Raw genomic sequence first — 19614 nt, 5'->3', positions numbered from 1 at the left:
TGCGTCAGATTTGCGCTAGGCCGCCGTCGACGGCGACCTCGCTGGCGGTCATGAAGCTGCTATCCTTCGACGCGAGAAAGGCAGCCACCGCCCCGATCTCCGCCGGATCGGCCATGCGCTGGAGCGGAGTCATAGCGCCGTAGGCCTTCTGCCCCTCCTCTCCGAGCGCTTCCTTCGCGAGTTCGGTCGCGGTCGGCCCGGGCGACAGAACGTTTACCCGGATGCCGGTGCCTTTCAGATCCTCAGCCCAAGTTCGCGCGAGGTTACGCACTGCCGCCTTGCTCGCGCTGTAGGCGCTGAATCCCGGGGCGCCGGTGGTGCCGGCACTCGATCCGGTCAGGATGATCGAACCGCCCTGGCCCATCAGCGGCAGCGCCTTTTGGACCGTGAAGATCGTACCCTTCACATTGGTGTCGAAGGTCTCGTCAACGTGCTCGGCGGTGATCTTGCCGAGTGCAAGCGGGCTTCCCGCCCCGGCATTGGCGAAGACGATGTCGAGGGTTCCGCGCTCGGCCTTCACCGCCGCGTAGAGTCGGTCGAGGTCGGCCAGAACGCAGACCGAGCCCTTCACCGCGCGGGCATTAGGCCCGAGGTCGGCTATAGCGGCATCGAGCGCCTCCTGCCGGCGACCAAAGATGAAGACGAAGGCACCCTCCTCGATGAAGCGCTTTGCAGCGGCGAGGCCGATGCCGGTAGCCCCACCTGTGATGATTGCAACTTTTCCCTCAAGCTTTCCCATGACTTTCCTTTCGTCGTGTCAGGCAGCGCCTCTGTTGCCATTTGCGACCGTGCACGGTATTTAGTGGATCACCGATCCAGTTATATGGATCACTGATCCGTTTATCAAGGTTACTTATGCGAGCCGACGCAAAAAAAAATCGCAGCCAAATTCTCACGGTCGCGCGTGACGTCGTCACCGAGCACGGTGCCGACGCGTCTATGCGCGATATTGCCCGCCGGGCCGGCGTCGGCTTGGCCACAATGCTTCGTCATTTCCCGACGCGAGAAGCCTTGTTCGAAGCGTTGCTCTGTACCAATCTGGACACACTGACGCAGAAGGCAGTCGAACTCGAAAGGTCGACTTCGGCTGACGAAGCACTTCTCTCCTGGTTTCGAGAATTGGTGGCATTTGCCCAAAACTATAGGGGCGTTGTCACCATGATGGCGGCTTCCCACACAAACCCGGACTCCGCTCTCTATGCTTCGTGTGCAGCGGTGCACTCAGCAGGCGCGCGACTACTGCTCCGCGCTCAGGGCCAGGGAACGGCGCGCGCCGACATGAATGGGGACGACCTGTTCGCCCTGATAACGGCTCTTGGCTGGGCGGTCGACCAACCCTCCTTCGCCCCACGGGCGGATCATCTCGTTCACCTCATTACGAGCGCCATCCTGACAAATCAGCCCGGCAACGATTTCAAAAAGGCAACTTCTTGAAACAGACCGGCGTCGGAGGGTTCGATGGTTGTCGTCGCGAGATGATCCGCTACCATACGCCCGTCAACGCGCGGTTTGCTGCTCGCCGATTTTTGATTTCCATGATTAAGCGCAATGCGATGCCAACCTCGAAGCAGCATGCTACGCTTCCGCTCCATGTAGCCCTTGTCCGGTTTGGCCCGATCCTGTCGTCTAGCCGGAGAACGGTCTCAAGCCGGCTGTCGGCATTTTCCGCGGCCTGCCGGAAGCACCCGCGACGAGGGGCCTAATTGCTGTTCGCAGACGCCCACAGGACAATCGTCTCGGCAGAGAGCTGTCGATCTACAGCACGGGAGGTTCCATCGATCGCGGTCTGTACCCGCGCGCACGCTTCCGACGCGTTAGCTGGAGAAAGAGATCGACCGCTTCCTTTTCACACGCGAAAAGATGGATTTTGCACTGGCCCCGCTGCCCGATCCGACCCCAGGTTCTGACCAAGCATGCGTCGCCGAACAGCGTCGCCGAAATCTCCATAGCATAGTAGCGAGCCATATTTTTCGTAACATCCGTTCGCTCGACATATAATCGATAGGGCTGAGAGATCATGCGTGCAGACTTCGGCATTTCCGCCGTTAGGTCCAACGAGACTTATGAATCGATCCGGCCGCACCGATTCATGTTCTTGATGAATGCTGCCAAGTTTTCGCGGCCGCCTGGACTGATGTCACGAGGGCCTGAACTTGTCGCATCGGTTGTTCGTCGCTATTGACCGCAGCTGTTCATAAGACAGCGGGCGGCTGCGGGGGTAAATTTCGACCGGCAGCCCGGGCATCCGCGGCATTCTCATCTCTACAAAGTGCTTGGGCACCCCGCGCTCATCGCAGGAATTTCTCTTCGATCTTCCGGATCTCGGCCATGCCCTGCAGTTCGAAGACGTCGTCAACGGAGACGAGATCACAATCAGCATTGACCGCGCTTCCGTCCCGCCTGATCCTCGCGAAGGTCGACCTCATGGCCGCGATGGAAGCGCGGATCGCGTGATTGCCGTAGATCACCATTGCGATGTTGCCGAGCTCCCGGATCCGGTACTCGGTCAGCTGCGGATAGGTAGTCGGCACAATCACGATCGGAGTATGCCCGCTCCACGCTTTGGCGAAGCCTTCGATCTCTTCTGGCACGGCCTGCTTGGAATGGACGAGAATCATGTCTGCGCCGGCAGCTTCATAGGCTGCGGCGCGTCTGAGCGCTTCGTTGAGACCGAAGCCCGCGATCAGGGCCTCAGTGCGCGCAACGACAAGAAAATCCGGATCCCGCCTTGCCGCCACCGCCGCCGCGATCTTTCCCCGAAATTCTTCGATTCCGGCCAGCTCCTGACGACCACCGCACGTGAGGCTACTCACTTTTGGAAAGATCTTGTCTTCGATAACGACGGCCGCCGCACCCGCTTGCTCGTAGCATTTGACCGCATGCACGACGTTGACCGCGTTGCCAAAGCCGGTGTCAATGTCGGCGACAACGGGCAGAGTGGTCGCAGCCACCATCGCCCGCACCATATCGAGATGCTGCGTCATCGACATCAAACTCATATCGGGAAGGCCGTGGAGCGCCGAAAGCTCGAAGCCGGAAGCCCAGACGCCATCGAATCCAGCCTCATCCACCAACAGTGCCGAAAGTGGGCTGTGGCCTGCCATTACGTGGGCGAGGCCCTTGGCTTCAATGGTGAGACGGAGGCGTTTACCGGGCGACACTGGCGGCTCCTAATAGTGATATGACTGCTCCCGCCAAGGCTGCGGTTGCGCAATTCTTCGCCTCGGCCGATGCCGTTTCCTCCGCCTGATCGCAAACATTGGCAAATGCCTCGATCACACAATGTTGGAAAATCCATCGCGTTCTGCGAAACCTATACATTCGATCGGGTCGGCGGCGGCAAAGCGCTAGAGGCGACGGCCGTGCGCTTCGTCGGTCGTTCTTTTGGGAGTTCGCCAGCTGGCATGCTTCGGCAGAGCCGCATCAACCAGCGGCAGAAAGCGCGGGCAAGTTCCGGATTGCCGCTGCGGTCGAGTGCATAGGCGCGGTAATGCATGCCGCTCGGCGCACGCGTGTTTGGAATAACCTTCAGGAAGCCGTCGCGCAAAGCCTGGGCGACAAGGATTTCCGGCGCGATCAGCAGGCATTTTCCGGTCATTGCCGCCGGCAAGGCAAGATAATGATGATCAACACGAGCGCCGGTGGCAACGTCGTTTACCGTCATATCCATAGCCCTCAGCCAGGTCGGCAATATGTCCGGCCTCGATGTGATCGAAAGGATCGGGATCGAACGAGCGCTCGCCAGGCTCTTGCCTTTCAGATGCATGGGCGACCCGACGCAGACGAGTTGCTCTTGGTATATGTCCCATTGATCGCTCGGCTCGATGACATGGAGATCGCGGGTCAGCAGAACGTCGAACCTATCAGATGCGCTCGGCATGGTCAGCGATGTCACGACATCGACCGTCGCTCCCCCCATCTCCCTTGAGAACTCGGGCAGATGCGGGATTAAGATGTGGGTCGCAAAGGTCGATAGCGAAGTCCGCACAACGAGGCGGTTGACCTCGGCACCGGTGTTGCGTCGCATGCGGCGCGCCGTGAAGCAGATCGTGTCCAGGGATTCCGTCACGGCACCGGCAAAAAGGCGGCCATAATCCGACAGATCGCTGGAGCGTCCGCGCCTTTCGAAAAGGCTGGCGCCGAGATAGGCCTCAAGGACTGCCAGGTGTCGGCTGATCGAGCTTTGCGTTGTTCCAAGGGCAGCGGCCGCACCGGTGACGCTCCTTTCACGTGCGATCGTCACGAAAGCACGCACCGCATTCAATGGCACATCCAGCTCTTCGTTGGCCACGAGAACCTCCCGTTCTGATGAAAATACTCTGCATCCATTCGTATACTATAGTATACATTCGCAGTTCGCGATAGTTGTCAATTCACTGTCGTTTTCCCGCCCTATCGCAGCCCTGTCGCGTGCTCCTCGGACCGGAGCAGCCGCCGGTTTGAAAACGGTGGGCAATGCTTCGCCGTTCGGACCCCCTCCGATGGCGCACGCGACGCCGACAGCGCGGCCGCACAGACAGAGGTAAACGGATGGCGAGCATCGACTTCACGCATATAGAAAAGAGCTTCGGCGAGATGGCGATCTTGCGCGATCTCTCCCTCTCGGTTGCCTCCGGTGAGTTTCTGACGATCCTTGGGCCGTCCGGCTGCGGGAAATCAACCCTATTGCGAATCCTCGCCGGTTTGGAGCGGCAGGATCGCGGAACAGTTGCCGTTGACGGCCGGATCGTCGATCACCTTCGACCCAAGCGCCGCGACGTCGCCATGGTTTTTCAGTCCTACGCGCTTTACCCGCATATGACGGTCGCCGCCAACATGGCGCTGCCGCTGACGATGCGGCGGCTCTCGGCCGCGCAGCGCTTCCCCCTCCTCGGAAGGCTCCTACCGAACACGCGCTCCATCGAGTCCGGCATCCGCCGTGACGTCGCTCATCTTGCCGATGCACTTTCGATCAGTCCCCTCCTCGATCGAAAGCCGGGTCAACTCTCGGGCGGCCAAAGGCAACGCGTGGCGCTTGGACGCGCCATGGTGCGGGAACCGGCCGTCTTCCTAATGGACGAGCCGCTCTCCAATCTCGATGCGAAGCTCAGGCTGCAGACGCGCGCCGAGATCAAGGAACTCCATCAGCGTCTTGGTGCGACCTTTGTTTATGTCACCCACGATCAGTCGGAAGCCATGACCATGTCCGACCGGGTCGCGGTGATGATGGAAGGCCAACTCCTGCAGGTCGCCTCTCCCAGCGAGATCTATGCCAATCCCGCCGACCGACGGGTCGCCGAATTCGTCGGCGCGCCGAAAATCAACCTCCTCAGTGCGACCGTCGGCGAAGACGGCAGGATCGAAATCGCCGGGACCCTGCTCTCGGTTCGCGCCAAGGGCAGCGCCGGTCGCACGATCACGCTTGGCATCCGTCCGGAAGCCATTGGCCTATCGGCGAAATCGGATCGCGACGTCATCAGCGGGTACGTGCGCCTCGTCGAGCACATGGGCTCCGACCTTTTCGTCCATGTCGACGTGCCGGGGGCGGTCGCACCGCTGATTGCACGGCTCGCGGCCAGCCATGCGCTCGATATCGTCCAGGGACAGCCGATTTCCCTTAAGATCGACACGGCCAGCCTTCTTCTCTTTGACGCCAACGGGCATCGCGTCAGCGTTGAACGAGTTGGTCCCACCGGCGTGGATGCGCGGTCGAAGGAGCGCGCGTAATGGCGAGCGATTTTCTGCTTTCCGCCGCACCGCTCGAGCGACCTTCGCCGGCCTGGAGCCGGGCTCTTCAGGCGATGGGCGATCGAGCCTTGGCTTTCGGTCTCGCCGCGCCGGCGCTCGTGCTTCTCATCCTCCTGTTCTTTCTGCCGGCTGTCGCCGTCTTCGTCATCGCCTTCACCGACTGGCAGTTCGGCGCACTGAGCTTGCACTTCGTCGGCCTGGCGAATTTCACTGAGGCTTTTTCCGATCCCGACTTCCGCACGTCACTGCTGAACACCATCGTCTATGTGTTGATCGTCTTGCCGGGCACAGTTCTTTCCGGCCTCACCCTCGCGCTCCTGATTGAAGGCGCGCGCAGGTTACGCAGCTTCTACCGCGCCATCCATTTTCTTCCTTTCATGGCGACGCTATCGGCAATGGCTGTCGTCTGGGAAGCGCTGCTCCATCCGACCATCGGGCTCGTCAATCAGACGCTCTCCGCGCTTGGCCTACCGACGGCGAACTGGCTTGCTAATCCGAAAACGGCGCTCACTGCGCTGGCCCTGATCGCGGTCTGGCAAAACCTCGGCTATGCGATGGTGCTGTTCATGGCCGGGTTGAAGGCAATCCCGAGAGATCTCTATGACGCCGCGGATGTCGACGGCGCCGATTGCTGGATCGATCGGTTGCGCACGGTGACCCTGCCGATGCTTGGACCGGTGACGATGTTCGTTATCATCGCCGTTGCGCTTCGAGCCTTCGAGGCCTTCGACACAGTCGAAGTCCTGACGAAGGGTGGCCCCGGTCACGCCTCGGATGTGCTTCTCTACACGCTCTACCGTGAAAGCTTCGAATATCTTCGGACCGGCCATGGCGCGGCGGTCGCAGTGATCTTCCTTTTGATCGTCATCACGCTGACGCTCCTCCAGGCTCGTTTCATGGACGCGAGGGTTCACTACCAATGAGAACGCACACCGCAATTGGCAGCGCTTTCGCATATCTGACCGCCCTTCTGAATAACGCTGTCCTGTTTGTCACGGGCAGCGTGATCATGGCACCGTTCGTCTGGATGCTCAGTCTGTCTGCGAAATCGCCCCAGGAAATCTTCGCGAGACGATCGACGCTCTGGCCGCAGGATCTTTCCGTCATCGACAACTACCGGGAGGCGCTGACCGCCACGCCGCTTGCCCGATACATGGCGAACGGCCTGATCGTCTGCTCGGCGATTTTGCTGCTGCAAATTATGATCTGTGCGCCTTGCGCCTATGCAGTGGCAAAGCTTCGCTTCCCTGGACGAGACCTCGCCTTCGGCGCCGTGCTGATCGCCCTTCTTCTGCCCCATCAGGTTCTTTCGCTGCCGCTCTTCGTCCTTGCCCACTCGCTCGGGATCCTCGACACCTATGTCGCGCTGATCTTCCCCTACCTGGTTTCACCCTTCGGGATTTTCCTGTTTCGCCAATTCTTCAAGTCCGTTCCTGACGACCTCGTTCACGCGGCCCGTCTCGACGGTCTCTCAGAATTCTCGATCGTCTGGCGCATCATGGTGCCCGTCGCCCTGCCCGCCGTCATCGCCTTCTCGATCTTTTCCGTCGTCTCCCACTGGAACGATCTGTTCTGGCCGCTGATCGCCGTCCGGGATCAGGCTCTCATGCCGCCATCCCTCGGTGTACTCGCCTTCAAGAACGAAGAGACAGGCAGCGCCTACGGCCCTCTAATGGCCGCATCGACCATCATCGTTGCACCGCTGCTTCTAGCCTTTCTTATCGCCCAGCGCTGGTTCGTCGAGGGCCTCGCCGCTGGCGCAATCAAATAGCAATGATCACAAAAGGAATTTTCAGATGTCCCTCACCCGTCGCCACTTTCTCGCCGGCGCAGCGCTTGCGGGCCCAGTCCTTGCATTTCGCGGGGCAGACGCGTCGCAAGAGAGACTGCGCCTCGTTGCCGACACGCCCGCCCTCTATCGCGATATCTTTGCGCTTGCTTTCAGCCGGTTGGCGAGTGTCGATCCAGGGCTTGGCGTCGACGTCAGCTGGACCCAGGACTACACGCAAACCTTGCAGCAGTCGCTGCGTGACAAGTTGATCGGACAAGCGCCAGACATCGCGCTCCACGCTCACAATAACATCGCGATGCTTGCCCGCCGGGGCGCGATCGCACCGCTCGACAGTCTGGCCGGCACATCCGATGCCGAAATGCGGTCGACAATCGGCGCGGTCGGCGGCCGACACTATGGTGTTCCGTTCAGCCTCTCCGTTCCGGTCGTGTATCTGAACTGCAACCTGATCGGTCGCCGCGAGAACTTGCCGACGACCTGGGACGAAATCCTGTCCTCGGCCGCAAGTGCAGACGCAGCAAGCGGCGGCGCCTTCTTCAACTATGCCACCGACGGTAGCTGGACGTTCATGGCGTTGATCGAAAGCCTTGGCGGCCGGATCCTTGATGCCGAGGGAACCGGGATCGCATTCGATAGCGCCGAAGGTCTGGAGGCCATGGAGATCCTGTCCAGCTTCGCCAAGGTGCGCAAGGGCGAGACTCTGACGGCCTCACAGGCACGCGAGGCTTTTGCCTCCGGAGCCCTTGGCATTCATATCGATACGACCAGTCGGCTGCGCTTCTTCGAGCAGCAGGCAAAGGGCAAGTTCGACCTTTCCGTCACGCCCTTCCCGCTCAAAAAGTCTCCTGCCGCACGCATACCCCCTTCGGGAGGATCACTCGCGATCATGGCAACCGATCACGATCGGCAGGCCAAAGCTTATGCCTTGCTCCGGTCGCTGCTGTCGGCCGAGGTCCAATCGCAGGTGCTTTCGAAAACCGGCTTCATTCCGGGTCTTGCGACCTTCGAAGGCGAAAAGAGCTTGGACGCCGAGCTTGCCGCATCATCGCATTTCAGTGCGATCGCACCAACGCTCGCGGTTCTCGGTCCCTGGGTCAGCTTTCCCGTTGACAATCCGGCTCGCGTCGATCGCGCAGTCCAGGACGCACTCAACGCACAGGCGGCGCTCCAGTCGACGCCCAGGCAAACGCTTGACCGGATCGTCGCAGCCGCCCGTCAAGGTTAGGCATGGACCTTGAACCAGACGCCGGTCCGGCTGGGCTCGGCTCAATTCAACGAGGATTGCCAATGCATGTTGAGAGCATGGATCGATCGAACCAGGCAGCGATCGACGTCAATAAGCTATGTCACGACAGACTCGCCAGGGTCCGGGCGGAGATGGAGGCAAGCGAATTTGACGCCCTCCTCCTCTTTGACCAGGTCAACATCCGTTATGCCACCGGCGCCCGCAACATGCAGATCTGGGCGATGCGAAACACGGTTCGCTATTGCCTCATCCCACGTGACGGACCCATCGTCCTCTTCGAGATCGGCGGAAGGCGCGAGCCTGCTGAGGGCCTCCCGTCAATCGGCGAAGTACGGCCGGCCAGGCCATGGTTCCACTATTATGCGGGCGAGCATGCTGACACCTATGCGCGCGATTTCGCTGATGAGATCGCGGCAACCATTGCGGCAACGCATCACAGCTCCGTAAAGGCGCTTCGGGTGGCTGTCGACCGATGCGATGCACGCGGAACCTCTGCGCTTCGAGCGGCCGGGCTTTACCTTGGTGATGCACAGCCATTGATGGAGCAGGCTCGGCGTATCAAGACGACCGAGGAGGTCGCAGCGATCCGCCAAGCGATCGCCGTCGCCGAACTTGGCATCGGGCGCATGCACGAGGCATTGCGGCCCGGGATGACTGAAAACGCGCTGTTCTCGCTCCTGCACCAGACCAACATCGAGCAAGGTGGCGAATATATCGAAACCCGGCTCTTAAGTTCCGGGCATCGAACGAACCCCTGGTACCAGGAGGCGAGTGGCAAGGTGATCGCGAAAGGCGAGATCGTCAGCTTCGACTGCGATCTGATCGGTCCGCTGGGTTACGGCGCCGACCTTTGCGGCGCCTTCGTCTGTGGCGTCGAGCGGGCAAGCCCCGCTCAACGGGACCTTTATCGGCGGGCCTATGATCAGATCGAACATAACACTGCCTTGCTTCAACCGGGCTCGTCCTTCCGTGAGATCCTCGAAAAGGCGCAACGACTGCCTGCCACCTATCATCAGTTCCATCGCGTGGCGCATGGAAACGGCATGAGCACCGGTGAATTTCCCGCAATCGGCGGCCGCCCCGGATTCCAGGAGGGACCGATCCACGACGGTGAAATTGAGGAAGGCATGGTTCTCTGTGTCGGCAGCTATGCCGGGCTTCATGCAGGCCATGAGGGTCTGAAGCTGGAACATCAGCTGGTCATTCGTGAAAACGGGCCCGAGCGTCTGTCGAAGTCTCTTTGGGATGGGGTGTTTATGGATCCCTGATCCGACTTTAGCGGCATCACCCAATTTCGAATGTCGTTGCCGCACGCAATTTTTGCAAGAGATAACCTTTTGGAAATAATATATTACTAATATATACGGGCACTGGTCGAGCCCTCCCATTTCGGCGCGTGCGTTTGTCGAGACTGTTCATTGCTAATAAAAGGGACGAATGGAACTGATTCCCAAGTCATCGCTCGTTGAACAACGCCGCGCGATTTTCGAGCGGGTCTCCAGCCGCTACGCATCGAACGGAATGATACTCGATGATCCGATCTATCTTCGTCTCATGGAGGCATGGATTGCGGGCGAGATCGAAATGGAAGAAGCCGCTGCGCACTGGAACAGCGTGCGCAGGAGCAGCATTGCCGAGCGTCGTGCATCGTTGCCCGATATCGATGACGCCGGTGACCGCATGTCATCTGATCTTCTCGCCATGATCGAAAGTGAGGTCAAAAAAGTCGGCAACGCCTTCTAGCTAGCGGCTTTTCCCGACCTTGGAACTGAAATACCATTTGCGAATCCCCCTTGATTTCTCAATCGATGATTGCATATCTTCGTTATTGGCTTAATGGGGTTAGGGCTGCCCCGCTCCAGCGATGATCGAAATGCCACTCCTCGGCATGCCGGCAGCAATCGTAAAACGCCGCCGGAGCCTCCCATGAGTTTCCATCAGTGAAGAGCACCGGAGCGCGAGATGCCAAAGTCGATAAGCCGATCGATCCCCGGTCTCATTGTCGCCGCGCTGGTGATTGGCGGGTACTACGCGTGGAACCACTATCAAGGGAGCGGTTTGCCTCCTGGAATTGCTTCAGGTAACGGGCGGATCGAGGCTACGTAAATCGATATTTCGACGAAGAGCGCCGGCCGGATCAAAGAGATCCATGTTAACGAGGGCGATTTCGTTCAAGCAGGCGACATCCTCGCTCAGATGGACACGACGCAACTGATGGCTGACCGCAGTCAGGCGCAGGCGACCTTGCAACAGGCCGTCAGGTGGTCGTGGTGAAGGGTTGGTTTTCGGTGTGCCGGTGTTTCGGGGAGTGGGGATCGACGTCGTGTGGCCGTAGTTGCTGGCGCTGCTGGCTATAGGGACTCTTGTTCGCGTTCTCCCTGCGACGCTTCCGTCAGTTTCTTCGCTAGTGCTCTCAAGGCTCTTTGTCGAAGTCTAGTCCCTATAGTCATGCTGTTGCTTACGAAGAGTCCGATGTCGATAAATTCGGTCAATACCCGCTGCGCCGACCGTAGACCGCGGTCGTGACGAAAGACATCTGCACCATACCGTTGGTGTCGACGTGATTGCGGTAGAGCCCCTGGATCCGGTCAAGAAAGACGTCGCGACCTATACTCGCCATCACGGACTGGTTGATGCTGGACGATTGAACCAGCGCCATCAATCGTTCGTGGTCAAGATCGTCGTCGAAGGGCCAAAGGCCGTAAGAGACGTCGGCAAATTGAGGCAGCCCCTTTAGATCGCCGATCGGATCCAGGTCGATATATCCTCCGAAACCGTCGGAATTCCGGCCGCGCCTATAGGCGGGAACTTCTGCCTCCTGGTAGGCGAGGTATTCACTGTGAAACCGCGATCCCCACGGGCGCGGTAGATTGTCGATGATCATCAAAATTCCATCGGGTCGAAGAATTCGGGCAGCCTCCGCGTAGAACGCGTCCCGATCAAAACGATGGAGGGCGCTAGCGGCAGCAACGACGGCTGCACATCCATCAGCAAACGGTATGGCTGACGATTGCCCGTCCAAATAGCGCGTACCGCCGGCGCCGGTGGCGCTGGCAATCTCGCGCATCGCGGAATTGGGCTCAAGCCCGACCGTATCCGCATGGGGATAGCGGTGCGCGAGCTGCCGCGTGAAAATGCCGGTACCTGCTCCGACATCGATGATCAGCTGAGGCTCATCCGCGGCGGATAACACCGCCTCCAGCTCGTCAAGTGCCTCCTCGCGGTAATCCGGTCGAGCCTGGTAGGTAGGCGCAAGTGTGTCGAAAGCGGCCCAACGCCGGTCTTGAGGGATATCTGCAGATGTCATCGTTCAGTCCTTTATCTGGATCGGCGACAGATCAGTCCTTTGCGAGCGGCGCCAGCGTTTCGAGTGCTTGGCGGAGGTCGTTCTCGTCGGGTGTTTCGCAAAAGGAGATGCGCAGGCCGTTCATTGCAAGGGTTCGCTCGGGCCGGGCCGCGAATTGAACGCCTGGACGGACCAAAACGCCGGATTCAAGGGCTCGCACAGCGATCGCCGCCGCGTCACCCTTTGTCGGCAGCCAGATGTGAAGGCCCAGCGCACCAGTCGCGATCGCCGGACGACCCAAAACGTCAGCAACGATTTGCCTTCTCGCAGAGGCCTTTGCCCGGATCGCCCGTGTCGCCTCGCCGGCAGTGCCGCTACCGATCAGGGCTAGCGCCAGCTCGGCCTGCAAAGCTGCAACGAACCACATCGACATCCTCCCAAACCTTGCCATCAGCACTTCGACGTCGGCACTTCTCGGCGCCAGGAGATAGGCGACCCGCATGCCCATGACGACGGTCTTTGCCAGCCCCATGACATACCAGGTCCGGTCGGGCGCAAGGGTCGCGATCGGGGGTGGACCGTGTTCGACCATGAGGGCCTGGGCATCGTCCTCGATGATGAGCACGTCATGCCTCTCGGCGATCGCACAAATCTCAAGCCGCCGTTCCAACGGCATGACCGTGGCGGTCGGGTTCTGCAGCATCGGTATCGTATAGAGGACTTTCCTGGTTTTGATCCGTCGGCACATGTCCTCAAACGCATTCGGCTCCAGACCCCAGGAATCCATCGGAATACCCTGGATCTCGAAACCAAACATCCCAGAAAGTGCCTGCATGTTCGGGTAGGACATTTCTTCGGTCAGCAACGTTCCTTCCCGCCCGACCAGGAAGTTGAGAAGCAGGAAAAGGACGTTGAGCGTGCCGTTGGTAACGACCATCCGATCAATATCGGGAAGGAAGCCGAGCCGCTGCGAAATCCATTGCGCTCCGCAGAGCCGATCTGCTTCCGTTCCCTGTGGGCGATTTTTCCGAAGAAGGCCGCCGGCCTCTGGTAAGCTCATGCGCTCTTGCAGGCATTCTGCGAGGGCGGATTCAAGTTGTTCAACGACTGGCGGAACCGCACGGGATAAATCGACGATGGCGTTGCGCATGGGCGTATCCTTCAGCGAGTTGTCCGATGTAACCACATGGCCTCTGCCAACAAGGCAATCGACAGGACGATGCAGAGAGCAGTGATGGCGATGTAGGCCCCGCCTCGAGGCGCCGGGATCCGAAGCGGTGCCATGTGGAGGACCGCGAGGATCGCGAAGAAAATGATGAGGATAGGCGCGAATGAGGCCGCCGGAATCCATGGCCGGGCGAGAAAGAAAAAGGACAGCAGCGGGACATCGTACGAGAGCGGCACGCCATAAAAAGCGCCGTCCGACAAACCGAACACACTGAAATAACTCAGCCTTAAAGCCCCCGCGACCAGCAGCAAGGCCGCAACCACCACAGCGAAAGGCGAATGCTGAACTGTAGTCACGATCACAAGGGCCGGAAGCGTTGCCCCATAGAGCAGATCACCAAGAGCATCGAGGCACTTGCCAAATTTGGCAGTCTCGGCGTCTCGGCCCCTTGTTCGGCCCGCGACGACACCGTCGACCTGGTCTGCGAGAACCGAACAAAGCCCGAGTGCGAGTGCGATCTCGGTCCGGCCGGTGATCAAGGTGGCAAGCGCTGTGCCCGAGATTGCGATTCCGATAGCCGTGATTGCGTTCGCTGGATCGCGCAGATGGCCTAGCATGATCCCCTCGAACAATGCGTGCCGCCAACGATGCCAGCAAAAATGGCTTCCGCCCGCCACAGGTCCTCCGGTGTATCGATCTCGTACCATCGGATGCCGTCGCAGAGGACAGGCTCGATGATGAGCCCCTGCTCAGCAACGAGCCGCGTCAGGATCTCTTCCAGATACGATCCGACCTTTCCCGACTGAATCTCTCCGCTCAGAGCCGGCAGCAAAAGTTCCGCCGAGGTCGCCCTGGAAAAGCGTGAGAGATTCATCGTTTTGTATGTCGGACTAGCGATCTTCAAAAGTCCGGCGGCAGTTTGCTTCAGCCGATATTCTGCGACCGAGCCCAGTTCATCGAGGACGACGGCCGATCCCTCCATCGCGGTGTCGAAAGATGCGACGGCGGTCACGTTATCAGCCATGTGCGCAGCAAGCCGCCGCAGCGCCGCTTCTTCGAAGTAAATGTCGGCCTCCAGGACATAACAATCGCCGGAAAGCAGGTACTCTCGAGCAAGCCACAAGGAATGGGCGCTGCCCGTGGCACCAAAGCAATCGGATTCGACATACTGGACCGCAACGCCGTCGAATTGCCGGCCGCATGCATATTCTATCGCATCTTTTCGATGGCCGACGACGATGGTCACCTCTTCGACACCGATGGCTCGAAGACAGCGCAGTGCATTGAAGAGGATCGGCGTACCACCAACTTCGACCAGAGGTTTGGGTCGAAGTTCCGTCAACGGCAGCAATCGCGAGCCCGTGCCGGCCGCAAGGATAATCGCGCGTTTGGCGGACGATCGCGCCGACATCAGAGATCCTCCAACGACGACGAGCCTTGCGGTGGCTCGAAAAATGCGACCAGCCGGTCACAGCCAGCTCGCACACGCTCGGGAGCAAGCCCATAGGATAGCCGCAGACCGGCCGGGTCACCGAAAACCGTGCCTGACACGACAACGACACCGGCTTCTCGCAGCAGGGCGGCGGCGACGTCATCGGCTGTCCTTCCAGCAAAGCGCCCTTCTTGTGATTGCAGGAGTTCTGACATGTCGAGGTAGAAGTAGAAGCCGCCTGCAGCATCAGCCAGACGGATAGCTTTCAAACTTGAGAGTGCGTCTAGGCCCGCGCGACGTGCCGCGTCAAGTTGGCCACGTAGGTTGGCTTCCGCCGAGACATCGCCCTCAAGGAGGTATTTCAATACCGCGTGCTGGGCGATCACGTTCGGGTTCGACGTGGTGTGGCTTTGCAACGCTTTCGCCGCGGAGATGACATCGGCTGGCGCCGCCATATAGCCGATACGCCAACCCGTCAGCGCAAGGCTCTTGGAAAAGGCGTTGACCATGATGGTGCGAGAGCGAACCTCGGGGACCAGCGACAGGATCGAACGGTGGCGGATGCCATCATGCGTAAAGGCGCCGTAACATTCGTCGAAAAGGATCCAGAGGTCGCAGGCGATCGAAAGCTCGGCGATGTCGATGAGCGTGCGCTCGTCGTAGATCGCACCCGTCGGATTGTTCGGAGTGTTGATAACGATCGCTCGTGTCAGTGGCGTAAGCGCATTTTCGAGATCGGCGAGCTGCGGCACATATCCATTTTCCCTGGTCTCGATCTGCACCGCTCTGGCACCAGCAAGGCGTATTTGGGCGGCGAACGTACTCCAACAGGGGGCCGGAAGAAGAACCTCGTCGCCGGGGTTGAGAAGGATCATGAACGCATTGAACAAGGCCTGTTTCGCACCCGCCGTTACGGCGATTTCCTCCACCCCGAAAGCTAGTCCCGTTTCGCGAGAGACCCTGAGCGCCAGCGCATGACGCAGCCCCGCGAGCCCGATGGGATCGGTATATCCATTGATGCCGAGACGGATCGCGTCCATCGCGCCTTCTCTGATTGTTAAGGGCAGTTCAGCCGAGATCTCTCCAGCGCTGAGATCGATGATGTCCCGCCCAGAACCGCTGGCGACTTTGGCGGAAGCCCTGGCGAGCGATGTTCCCGACACGCTGAGTAAGCTGGTACGATCCGCGAGCATGCGGCACCTCATCTGCTAGGTGAAAGGATCAATTGAAGGCGATGCGATCGCTCTAACCCAGGTAGCGCCGTTCGGCTTCGGCCAATTCGTCGTAATCCATCAGATCGAAAAGATCGGCTAAAGGAGCGATCGTCGCCTCCACCGACGCAACGCTTTCTTCCGCCTTGATCTCGGCGCAGGCGCGCCGCATCGCTGCGGCGGCGGCACGTAAGCTGTGATTGGCCCAGATCACGACGGAAACGCCCATTTCGCGATAGAGCGATGTCGGCGTTGTGAAATATGTCGTTGGCACGACCACAACCGGTAGCCTCTTGTGCCACTGCCTCATGAAATCCTCGATTTCAGCGGCGTCTCTTCGCTTCGAATGAACGAGGATCGCATCGGCGCCGGCGTCGGCATAGGTGTTCGCCCGAGTAAGCGCCTCGTCCATGCCTTGACCGGCAATCAGTGCTTCCGTCCGTGCGACGAGGATCAGATCGGGCGCTGTATCTTTCACCGCCTGAAGCCGTCCAGAAAATTCCCGCGCCTGCGCCAGTGGATGCGGTCTCTCCATGAAGCTGTTCATTTTCGGATAGAGCTTGTCCTCAAGGCAAAGTCCCTGGGCGCCACGCTGTCTCAACTTGCATGCCAGAAGCCGGGCGTTGTTGAAGCTGCCGAATCCACTGTCTCCGTCGACGAGAACGGGCAAACCGCTGCTGTCTACGATTCGCTCGACAACCTCGGTGACCGTCGTCCAGGACGCCTCGTTGCAGTCGCGGTAACCGAGCGACGAAGAAATCGTCAAGCCGGACGCCCACAATGCTGGAAATCCCGCCTCCCTTGCGATCGTCGCTGACAGGCCGTCGTGGGCTTCCATCAGGAATGATGGGCTGTCGGCGCAAAGGAGTCGCGACAGACTGGCGGGTGGCGCTGTTCGATCATTTGCCCTGTTTTTTAGGTATTCATTCTCCGGCATCTGTGTCACTCCTCTTTACAAGGAGGAAAGCACGCTTATTGAAGCTCTTGCAAGTATTAACATAATTATACTAAAGAAATATATCAAACATATCGCAAATTTATGTTTGATATAGAGTATGGTAACGCTTGTTCCGAACATAAATCGTTACATTGCTGAAGTATTTCTCGTCTGATCTGCTGTTGCGGCGCTTTAATTATCACTGATATTTTTGCGACTCGAAGAACTGCGCCGGGAACGCTAAACCCGTCATTAGCGGGGTTACCGGTGCGCAAGGAATCTGAACGATGGCGGAATGGCAGCCGCAGCCGAATGACGAACGGATGGGACGAGACAAGGCGACCCATGCCTATTCGACCATCAAGACGGTGTTGCTCTCGCATCGGGTGCCGCCCTCTACATTTCTCAACATCAAAGCCATCGCCCTCGCCTTGAAGCTGAGTCCGACGCCCGTACGCGAGGCGTTGACCCGGCTCGCCCATGAAGACATCGTTCTTCAGGCGCCCTCCGGGCGAGGCTTTTTTTCCCGCGCATTTAGAATTGATGAACTTGCTTCCGAGTTCGAGGCCGCTCGCCTAATCTCAACCTATACGCTTCTTGAGCAGCAAAGTCAGGTCGCTGCACGCCAGACGTGGATCTTTGCAACCGATGATATTCCTTCCGATCCGGTGCTTTGCCGTTCCCTTATGGTCGAGCGCTTCTATCTTCGCTTGGCGGAACTTTCGCAAAACTTTCGGCTTCAACGGGTCATGGAAGGCTTCGTTGAGCGTAGCCGCTTCATTCGTTTGCACGATCTCAGCGCGCCCGGTCGCCTGGTTGCAATCGATGAGCTCCTGCTTGATTTGAAGGAACTGATTGTTGCTGACGCTATGGAGGTCGTAGCAGAAAGATTGCGAGATGAGACGCGCATTGCAATCGAGCAACTTCCCGACATGATGCAGCAGATCCTACGTCGGGCACATTCGGCGGCTCTCTCCATGGAAGCTGCTTTGACACTCACCGAATAGGTCCGGGCGGTCTGACGAGCCAGCGCAAACAGTCTTTCCAGACTTCTCCGAAGGCGGCGACTGGCCGCAAAGACAGCGGAATGTATACTATAGTGTGTCGCACTATAGTGAACATTGCGCCAAAGCCTGGTTATGCATATCCGTGCGATCGTAGGCTTGAACGTCCTCAGAATCCGTCGCGAACAGCAGTTGTCGCAGGAACAGCTGTCGTTGCGAACGAAGTTGACGCGCGCCTATCTAAGCGGCATAGAAGCCGGTACCCGAAACCCGACGGTCGATGTGTTAGCGAGGCTAGCCGCCGCTTTGGATGTCGGGGTCGAGGATCTGGTCAAAGCGCCGTGACCGTGGAGCGCCTCTCGTCCTTGACGGGCTAATCGAACGGGAACCGAACTTCAATTTGGCTAGGCCGCTATCTGCAATGGCACGGCATTTTCATCGAGTTCCGCCCCATCAGACCATGGCAACGGTCACTTTGTGAGGATTGAACCGTGGCATAGTTTGCCAAAGTGCCATGATTGCCCCGGTTGCTATCTTTAGCTGTTGCGGTTTTGGCCTCATGTAATCATGAGCTGCGGTGCCACTGAGCCACTGCACCTTCTCCGGGTTTTCCGGAGCTGCCACTGCAGGCTCGATGGGATATGTCTGACCGAAGATTGGCGGCGCCTCGTTCGGCCCGTAGCAACGCCAAGCCCGCACTTTCTCGGCCCTGGCATCGCGATGCCATTCCTCGCGCACTCGCAAAAATGCGACTTGCCGCCCTCCACTTCATTTTGGCCCTATGGGTGCGCCCCGATCGTCCCCGGTCGCTTCGTCAGCCATCAAGGTCGCGATGGGCGCAGCCCGAAACAGCAAAGGAACTCAGACAATGGCAACCATCGGCACCTTCACCACCACCGAAAACGGCTTCAATGGCTCGATCCGCACGCTCGCCCTCAACGTCAAGGCCCGCATTGCCCGGGTCGAAAACCCCTCCGACAAAGGCCCGCACTTCCGCATCTTTGCCGGCAATGTCGAGCTCGGCGCCGCCTGGCAGAAGCGCGCGGCTGAAACCGACCGCGACTACCTCTCGGTCAAGCTCGACGACCCAAGCTTCCCCGCCCCGATCTACGCCACTCTTACCGAAGTCGAAGGCGAGGACGGCTACCAGCTGATCTGGTCCCGCCGCCCTAGCCAGGACTGACAAGCAAGGCCCCGCCGAAAGGCGGGGCCGATCCGCTGTTTTGAAAAGAAGACCCGAGTGGGCCCAATGGCCAAAGCCCTGCACACCCGTCCTGCCGAGACCATATCGCAACATATTCTTTTACTTGAGATCTCCACGCCGGCAAACGTATGACCACCGTTGCTCATAAATCGCCAAGGCTAGTTTCGCTTCAATTCTTCTTGAATCGAGCGATAGCTTTCTGAAAATCTTGCTGAGTTCGCCGGTCAAGGATACATGCCATTACGACTGCTGCATTCTCAGGCCCATGGTACCGCAAGCCTCCTGATAAGCCGACGGACTGACACCCAGCATCGATCTAACCAAAACTACAGCCGCCACTGATATCGGCGAGTAACGGTTTCGTGGGTGCCGCTTGAGACTGGATGCGCTCACCAGCTTCTATGGCACCGCCGGGGTAGGTCTCACGGCACTGCTCGTCGGCCTCCACGGCTGTTAGCCTGTAACCACCCGATCTGTACTTGTCAGGCTCAGGCGCGCTGACGTCGTGGAACGCTCTTCACAATTCCAAACCCAATCCTTTGCTGAGGCTGCGTTTCAATTCGTAATCCCGCGAACGTTCGGCGCTTCGAGCACGATCGACAATGCC

General features: G+C 59.2%; 20 protein-coding genes and 2 pseudogenes. 11 read left to right on the top strand and 11 right to left on the bottom strand.

Features of this window, described 5'->3' with window-relative positions; genetic code table 11:
* Window positions 1-4 precede the first annotated feature (4 nt).
* The gene (locus tag PY650_RS23745) at window positions 5-739 is read right to left on the bottom strand and encodes an SDR family NAD(P)-dependent oxidoreductase (protein ID WP_285882047.1); all 735 of its coding nucleotides are present in this window, start codon (window positions 737-739) and stop codon (window positions 5-7) included.
* Between the two features lie 116 nt (window positions 740-855).
* Between PY650_RS23745 and PY650_RS23740 the strand changes: the two genes are divergently transcribed.
* Window positions 856-1434, top strand: a complete 579-nt coding sequence (locus tag PY650_RS23740; protein ID WP_285882046.1) for a TetR/AcrR family transcriptional regulator — start codon at window positions 856-858, stop codon at window positions 1432-1434.
* Between the two features lie 321 nt (window positions 1435-1755).
* Here the strand turns inward: PY650_RS23740 and PY650_RS23735 are convergent, their stop codons facing one another.
* From PY650_RS23735 to PY650_RS23725, 3 genes are all read right to left on the bottom strand, one after another.
* Window positions 1756-2019, bottom strand: a complete 264-nt coding sequence (locus tag PY650_RS23735; protein ID WP_285882045.1) for a WGR domain-containing protein — start codon at window positions 2017-2019, stop codon at window positions 1756-1758.
* A 269-nt stretch (window positions 2020-2288) separates the two neighbouring features.
* A complete protein-coding gene (locus PY650_RS23730) occupies window positions 2289-3161 on the bottom strand; it encodes a phosphonopyruvate hydrolase (protein ID WP_285882044.1) in 873 nt (290 codons plus the stop codon).
* Between the two features lie 152 nt (window positions 3162-3313).
* Window positions 3314-4291, bottom strand: coding sequence for a LysR family transcriptional regulator (locus PY650_RS23725; RefSeq protein WP_285882043.1), 978 nt, complete (start codon window positions 4289-4291; stop codon window positions 3314-3316).
* Between the two features lie 239 nt (window positions 4292-4530).
* Here PY650_RS23725 and PY650_RS23720 point away from each other — a divergent pair, with 239 nt between their 5' ends.
* From PY650_RS23720 to PY650_RS23690, 7 genes and pseudogenes are all read left to right on the top strand, one after another.
* Entirely contained in the window at window positions 4531-5706 is a 1176-nt protein-coding gene (locus tag PY650_RS23720) for an ABC transporter ATP-binding protein (protein WP_285882042.1), read from the top strand.
* A 74-nt stretch (window positions 5707-5780) separates the two neighbouring features.
* Window positions 5781-6650 (top strand): carbohydrate ABC transporter permease, encoded by an 870-nt coding sequence (locus tag PY650_RS23715; protein WP_285882100.1) that lies wholly within the window; start codon window positions 5781-5783, stop codon window positions 6648-6650.
* Complete coding sequence (locus tag PY650_RS23710) at window positions 6647-7498, top strand: carbohydrate ABC transporter permease (protein WP_285882040.1); 852 nt, start codon at window positions 6647-6649, stop codon at window positions 7496-7498. The genes PY650_RS23715 and PY650_RS23710 overlap by 4 nt, the downstream gene beginning before the upstream one ends.
* Before the next feature lie 25 nt (window positions 7499-7523).
* Entirely contained in the window at window positions 7524-8744 is a 1221-nt protein-coding gene (locus tag PY650_RS23705; protein ID WP_285882038.1) for an extracellular solute-binding protein, read from the top strand.
* A 62-nt stretch (window positions 8745-8806) separates the two neighbouring features.
* Window positions 8807-10033 (top strand): M24 family metallopeptidase, encoded by a 1227-nt coding sequence (locus tag PY650_RS23700; RefSeq protein ID WP_285882037.1) that lies wholly within the window; start codon window positions 8807-8809, stop codon window positions 10031-10033.
* A 169-nt stretch (window positions 10034-10202) separates the two neighbouring features.
* On the top strand, window positions 10203-10508 hold the full coding sequence (locus PY650_RS23695) for a hypothetical protein (RefSeq protein ID WP_285882035.1): 306 nt from the start codon (window positions 10203-10205) through the stop codon (window positions 10506-10508).
* A gap of 219 nt (window positions 10509-10727) precedes the next feature.
* Window positions 10728-11021, top strand: a pseudogene (locus PY650_RS23690) (HlyD family secretion protein); the annotation flags it as partial.
* A gap of 232 nt (window positions 11022-11253) precedes the next feature.
* On the opposite strand, the gene PY650_RS23685 reads toward PY650_RS23690, so the two are convergent.
* From PY650_RS23685 to PY650_RS23660, 6 genes are read right to left on the bottom strand one after another with little or no spacing between them, the layout of a single operon-like run.
* Window positions 11254-12072, bottom strand: a complete 819-nt coding sequence (locus PY650_RS23685; RefSeq protein WP_285882034.1) for a class I SAM-dependent methyltransferase — start codon at window positions 12070-12072, stop codon at window positions 11254-11256.
* A gap of 31 nt (window positions 12073-12103) precedes the next feature.
* Entirely contained in the window at window positions 12104-13201 is a 1098-nt protein-coding gene (locus PY650_RS23680; RefSeq protein ID WP_285882032.1) for an aminotransferase class I/II-fold pyridoxal phosphate-dependent enzyme, read from the bottom strand.
* Between the two features lie 11 nt (window positions 13202-13212).
* Window positions 13213-13836 (bottom strand): CDP-alcohol phosphatidyltransferase family protein, encoded by a 624-nt coding sequence (locus PY650_RS23675; RefSeq protein ID WP_285882031.1) that lies wholly within the window; start codon window positions 13834-13836, stop codon window positions 13213-13215.
* The gene (locus PY650_RS23670; RefSeq protein ID WP_285882030.1) at window positions 13830-14630 is read right to left on the bottom strand and encodes a phosphocholine cytidylyltransferase family protein; all 801 of its coding nucleotides are present in this window, start codon (window positions 14628-14630) and stop codon (window positions 13830-13832) included. The genes PY650_RS23675 and PY650_RS23670 overlap by 7 nt, the downstream gene beginning before the upstream one ends.
* Window positions 14630-15844: an aminotransferase class I/II-fold pyridoxal phosphate-dependent enzyme gene (locus PY650_RS23665; RefSeq protein WP_285882029.1), complete on the bottom strand. Its 1215-nt coding sequence runs from the start codon at window positions 15842-15844 to the stop codon at window positions 14630-14632. The genes PY650_RS23670 and PY650_RS23665 overlap by 1 nt, the downstream gene beginning before the upstream one ends.
* Window positions 15845-15896: 52 nt before the next feature.
* Complete coding sequence (locus tag PY650_RS23660) at window positions 15897-16799, bottom strand: isocitrate lyase/phosphoenolpyruvate mutase family protein (protein ID WP_285882028.1); 903 nt, start codon at window positions 16797-16799, stop codon at window positions 15897-15899.
* A 287-nt stretch (window positions 16800-17086) separates the two neighbouring features.
* On the opposite strand from PY650_RS23660, the gene PY650_RS23655 reads away from it, so the two are divergent.
* The 3 genes from PY650_RS23655 (at window position 17087) to PY650_RS23645 (ending at window position 18986) form a co-directional block, all read left to right on the top strand.
* Entirely contained in the window at window positions 17087-17806 is a 720-nt protein-coding gene (locus PY650_RS23655; RefSeq protein ID WP_285882026.1) for a GntR family transcriptional regulator, read from the top strand.
* A gap of 156 nt (window positions 17807-17962) precedes the next feature.
* Entirely contained in the window at window positions 17963-18148 is a 186-nt protein-coding gene (locus PY650_RS23650; RefSeq protein ID WP_285882025.1) for a helix-turn-helix domain-containing protein, read from the top strand.
* A gap of 523 nt (window positions 18149-18671) precedes the next feature.
* Window positions 18672-18986 (top strand): DUF736 domain-containing protein, encoded by a 315-nt coding sequence (locus PY650_RS23645; RefSeq protein WP_285882024.1) that lies wholly within the window; start codon window positions 18672-18674, stop codon window positions 18984-18986.
* A 241-nt stretch (window positions 18987-19227) separates the two neighbouring features.
* Here PY650_RS23645 and repC read toward each other — a convergent pair.
* Window positions 19228-19346: pseudogene (repC, locus tag PY650_RS23640) on the bottom strand (replication initiation protein RepC); the annotation flags it as partial.
* Between the last annotated feature and the right edge of the window lie 268 nt (window positions 19347-19614).

Source organism: Martinezella calliandrae (assembly GCF_030272695.1).
Lineage (GTDB): Bacteria > Pseudomonadota > Alphaproteobacteria > Rhizobiales > Rhizobiaceae > Rhizobium > Rhizobium calliandrae.
Note: the sequence above shows the minus strand (reverse complement) of the source record. Positions and strands in the feature narration are given on the sequence as shown.

Coding starts and splice junctions, on each gene's coding strand:
- PY650_RS23745 (WP_285882047.1), bottom strand. CDS start 739: ATGGGAAAGCTTGAGGGAAAAGTTGCAATCATCACAGGTGGGGCTACC.
- PY650_RS23740 (WP_285882046.1), top strand. CDS start 856: ATGCGAGCCGACGCAAAAAAAAATCGCAGCCAAATTCTCACGGTCGCG.
- PY650_RS23735 (WP_285882045.1), bottom strand. CDS start 2,019: ATGATCTCTCAGCCCTATCGATTATATGTCGAGCGAACGGATGTTACG.
- PY650_RS23720 (WP_285882042.1), top strand. CDS start 4,531: ATGGCGAGCATCGACTTCACGCATATAGAAAAGAGCTTCGGCGAGATG.
- PY650_RS23715 (WP_285882100.1), top strand. CDS start 5,781: ATGGGCGATCGAGCCTTGGCTTTCGGTCTCGCCGCGCCGGCGCTCGTG.
- PY650_RS23710 (WP_285882040.1), top strand. CDS start 6,647: ATGAGAACGCACACCGCAATTGGCAGCGCTTTCGCATATCTGACCGCC.
- PY650_RS23705 (WP_285882038.1), top strand. CDS start 7,524: ATGTCCCTCACCCGTCGCCACTTTCTCGCCGGCGCAGCGCTTGCGGGC.
- PY650_RS23700 (WP_285882037.1), top strand. CDS start 8,807: ATGCATGTTGAGAGCATGGATCGATCGAACCAGGCAGCGATCGACGTC.
- PY650_RS23695 (WP_285882035.1), top strand. CDS start 10,203: ATGGAACTGATTCCCAAGTCATCGCTCGTTGAACAACGCCGCGCGATT.
- PY650_RS23685 (WP_285882034.1), bottom strand. CDS start 12,072: ATGACATCTGCAGATATCCCTCAAGACCGGCGTTGGGCCGCTTTCGAC.
- PY650_RS23680 (WP_285882032.1), bottom strand. CDS start 13,201: ATGCGCAACGCCATCGTCGATTTATCCCGTGCGGTTCCGCCAGTCGTT.
- PY650_RS23675 (WP_285882031.1), bottom strand. CDS start 13,836: ATGCTAGGCCATCTGCGCGATCCAGCGAACGCAATCACGGCTATCGGA.
- PY650_RS23670 (WP_285882030.1), bottom strand. CDS start 14,630: ATGTCGGCGCGATCGTCCGCCAAACGCGCGATTATCCTTGCGGCCGGC.
- PY650_RS23665 (WP_285882029.1), bottom strand. CDS start 15,844: ATGCTCGCGGATCGTACCAGCTTACTCAGCGTGTCGGGAACATCGCTC.
- PY650_RS23660 (WP_285882028.1), bottom strand. CDS start 16,799: ATGCCGGAGAATGAATACCTAAAAAACAGGGCAAATGATCGAACAGCG.
- PY650_RS23655 (WP_285882026.1), top strand. CDS start 17,087: ATGGCGGAATGGCAGCCGCAGCCGAATGACGAACGGATGGGACGAGAC.
- PY650_RS23645 (WP_285882024.1), top strand. CDS start 18,672: ATGGCAACCATCGGCACCTTCACCACCACCGAAAACGGCTTCAATGGC.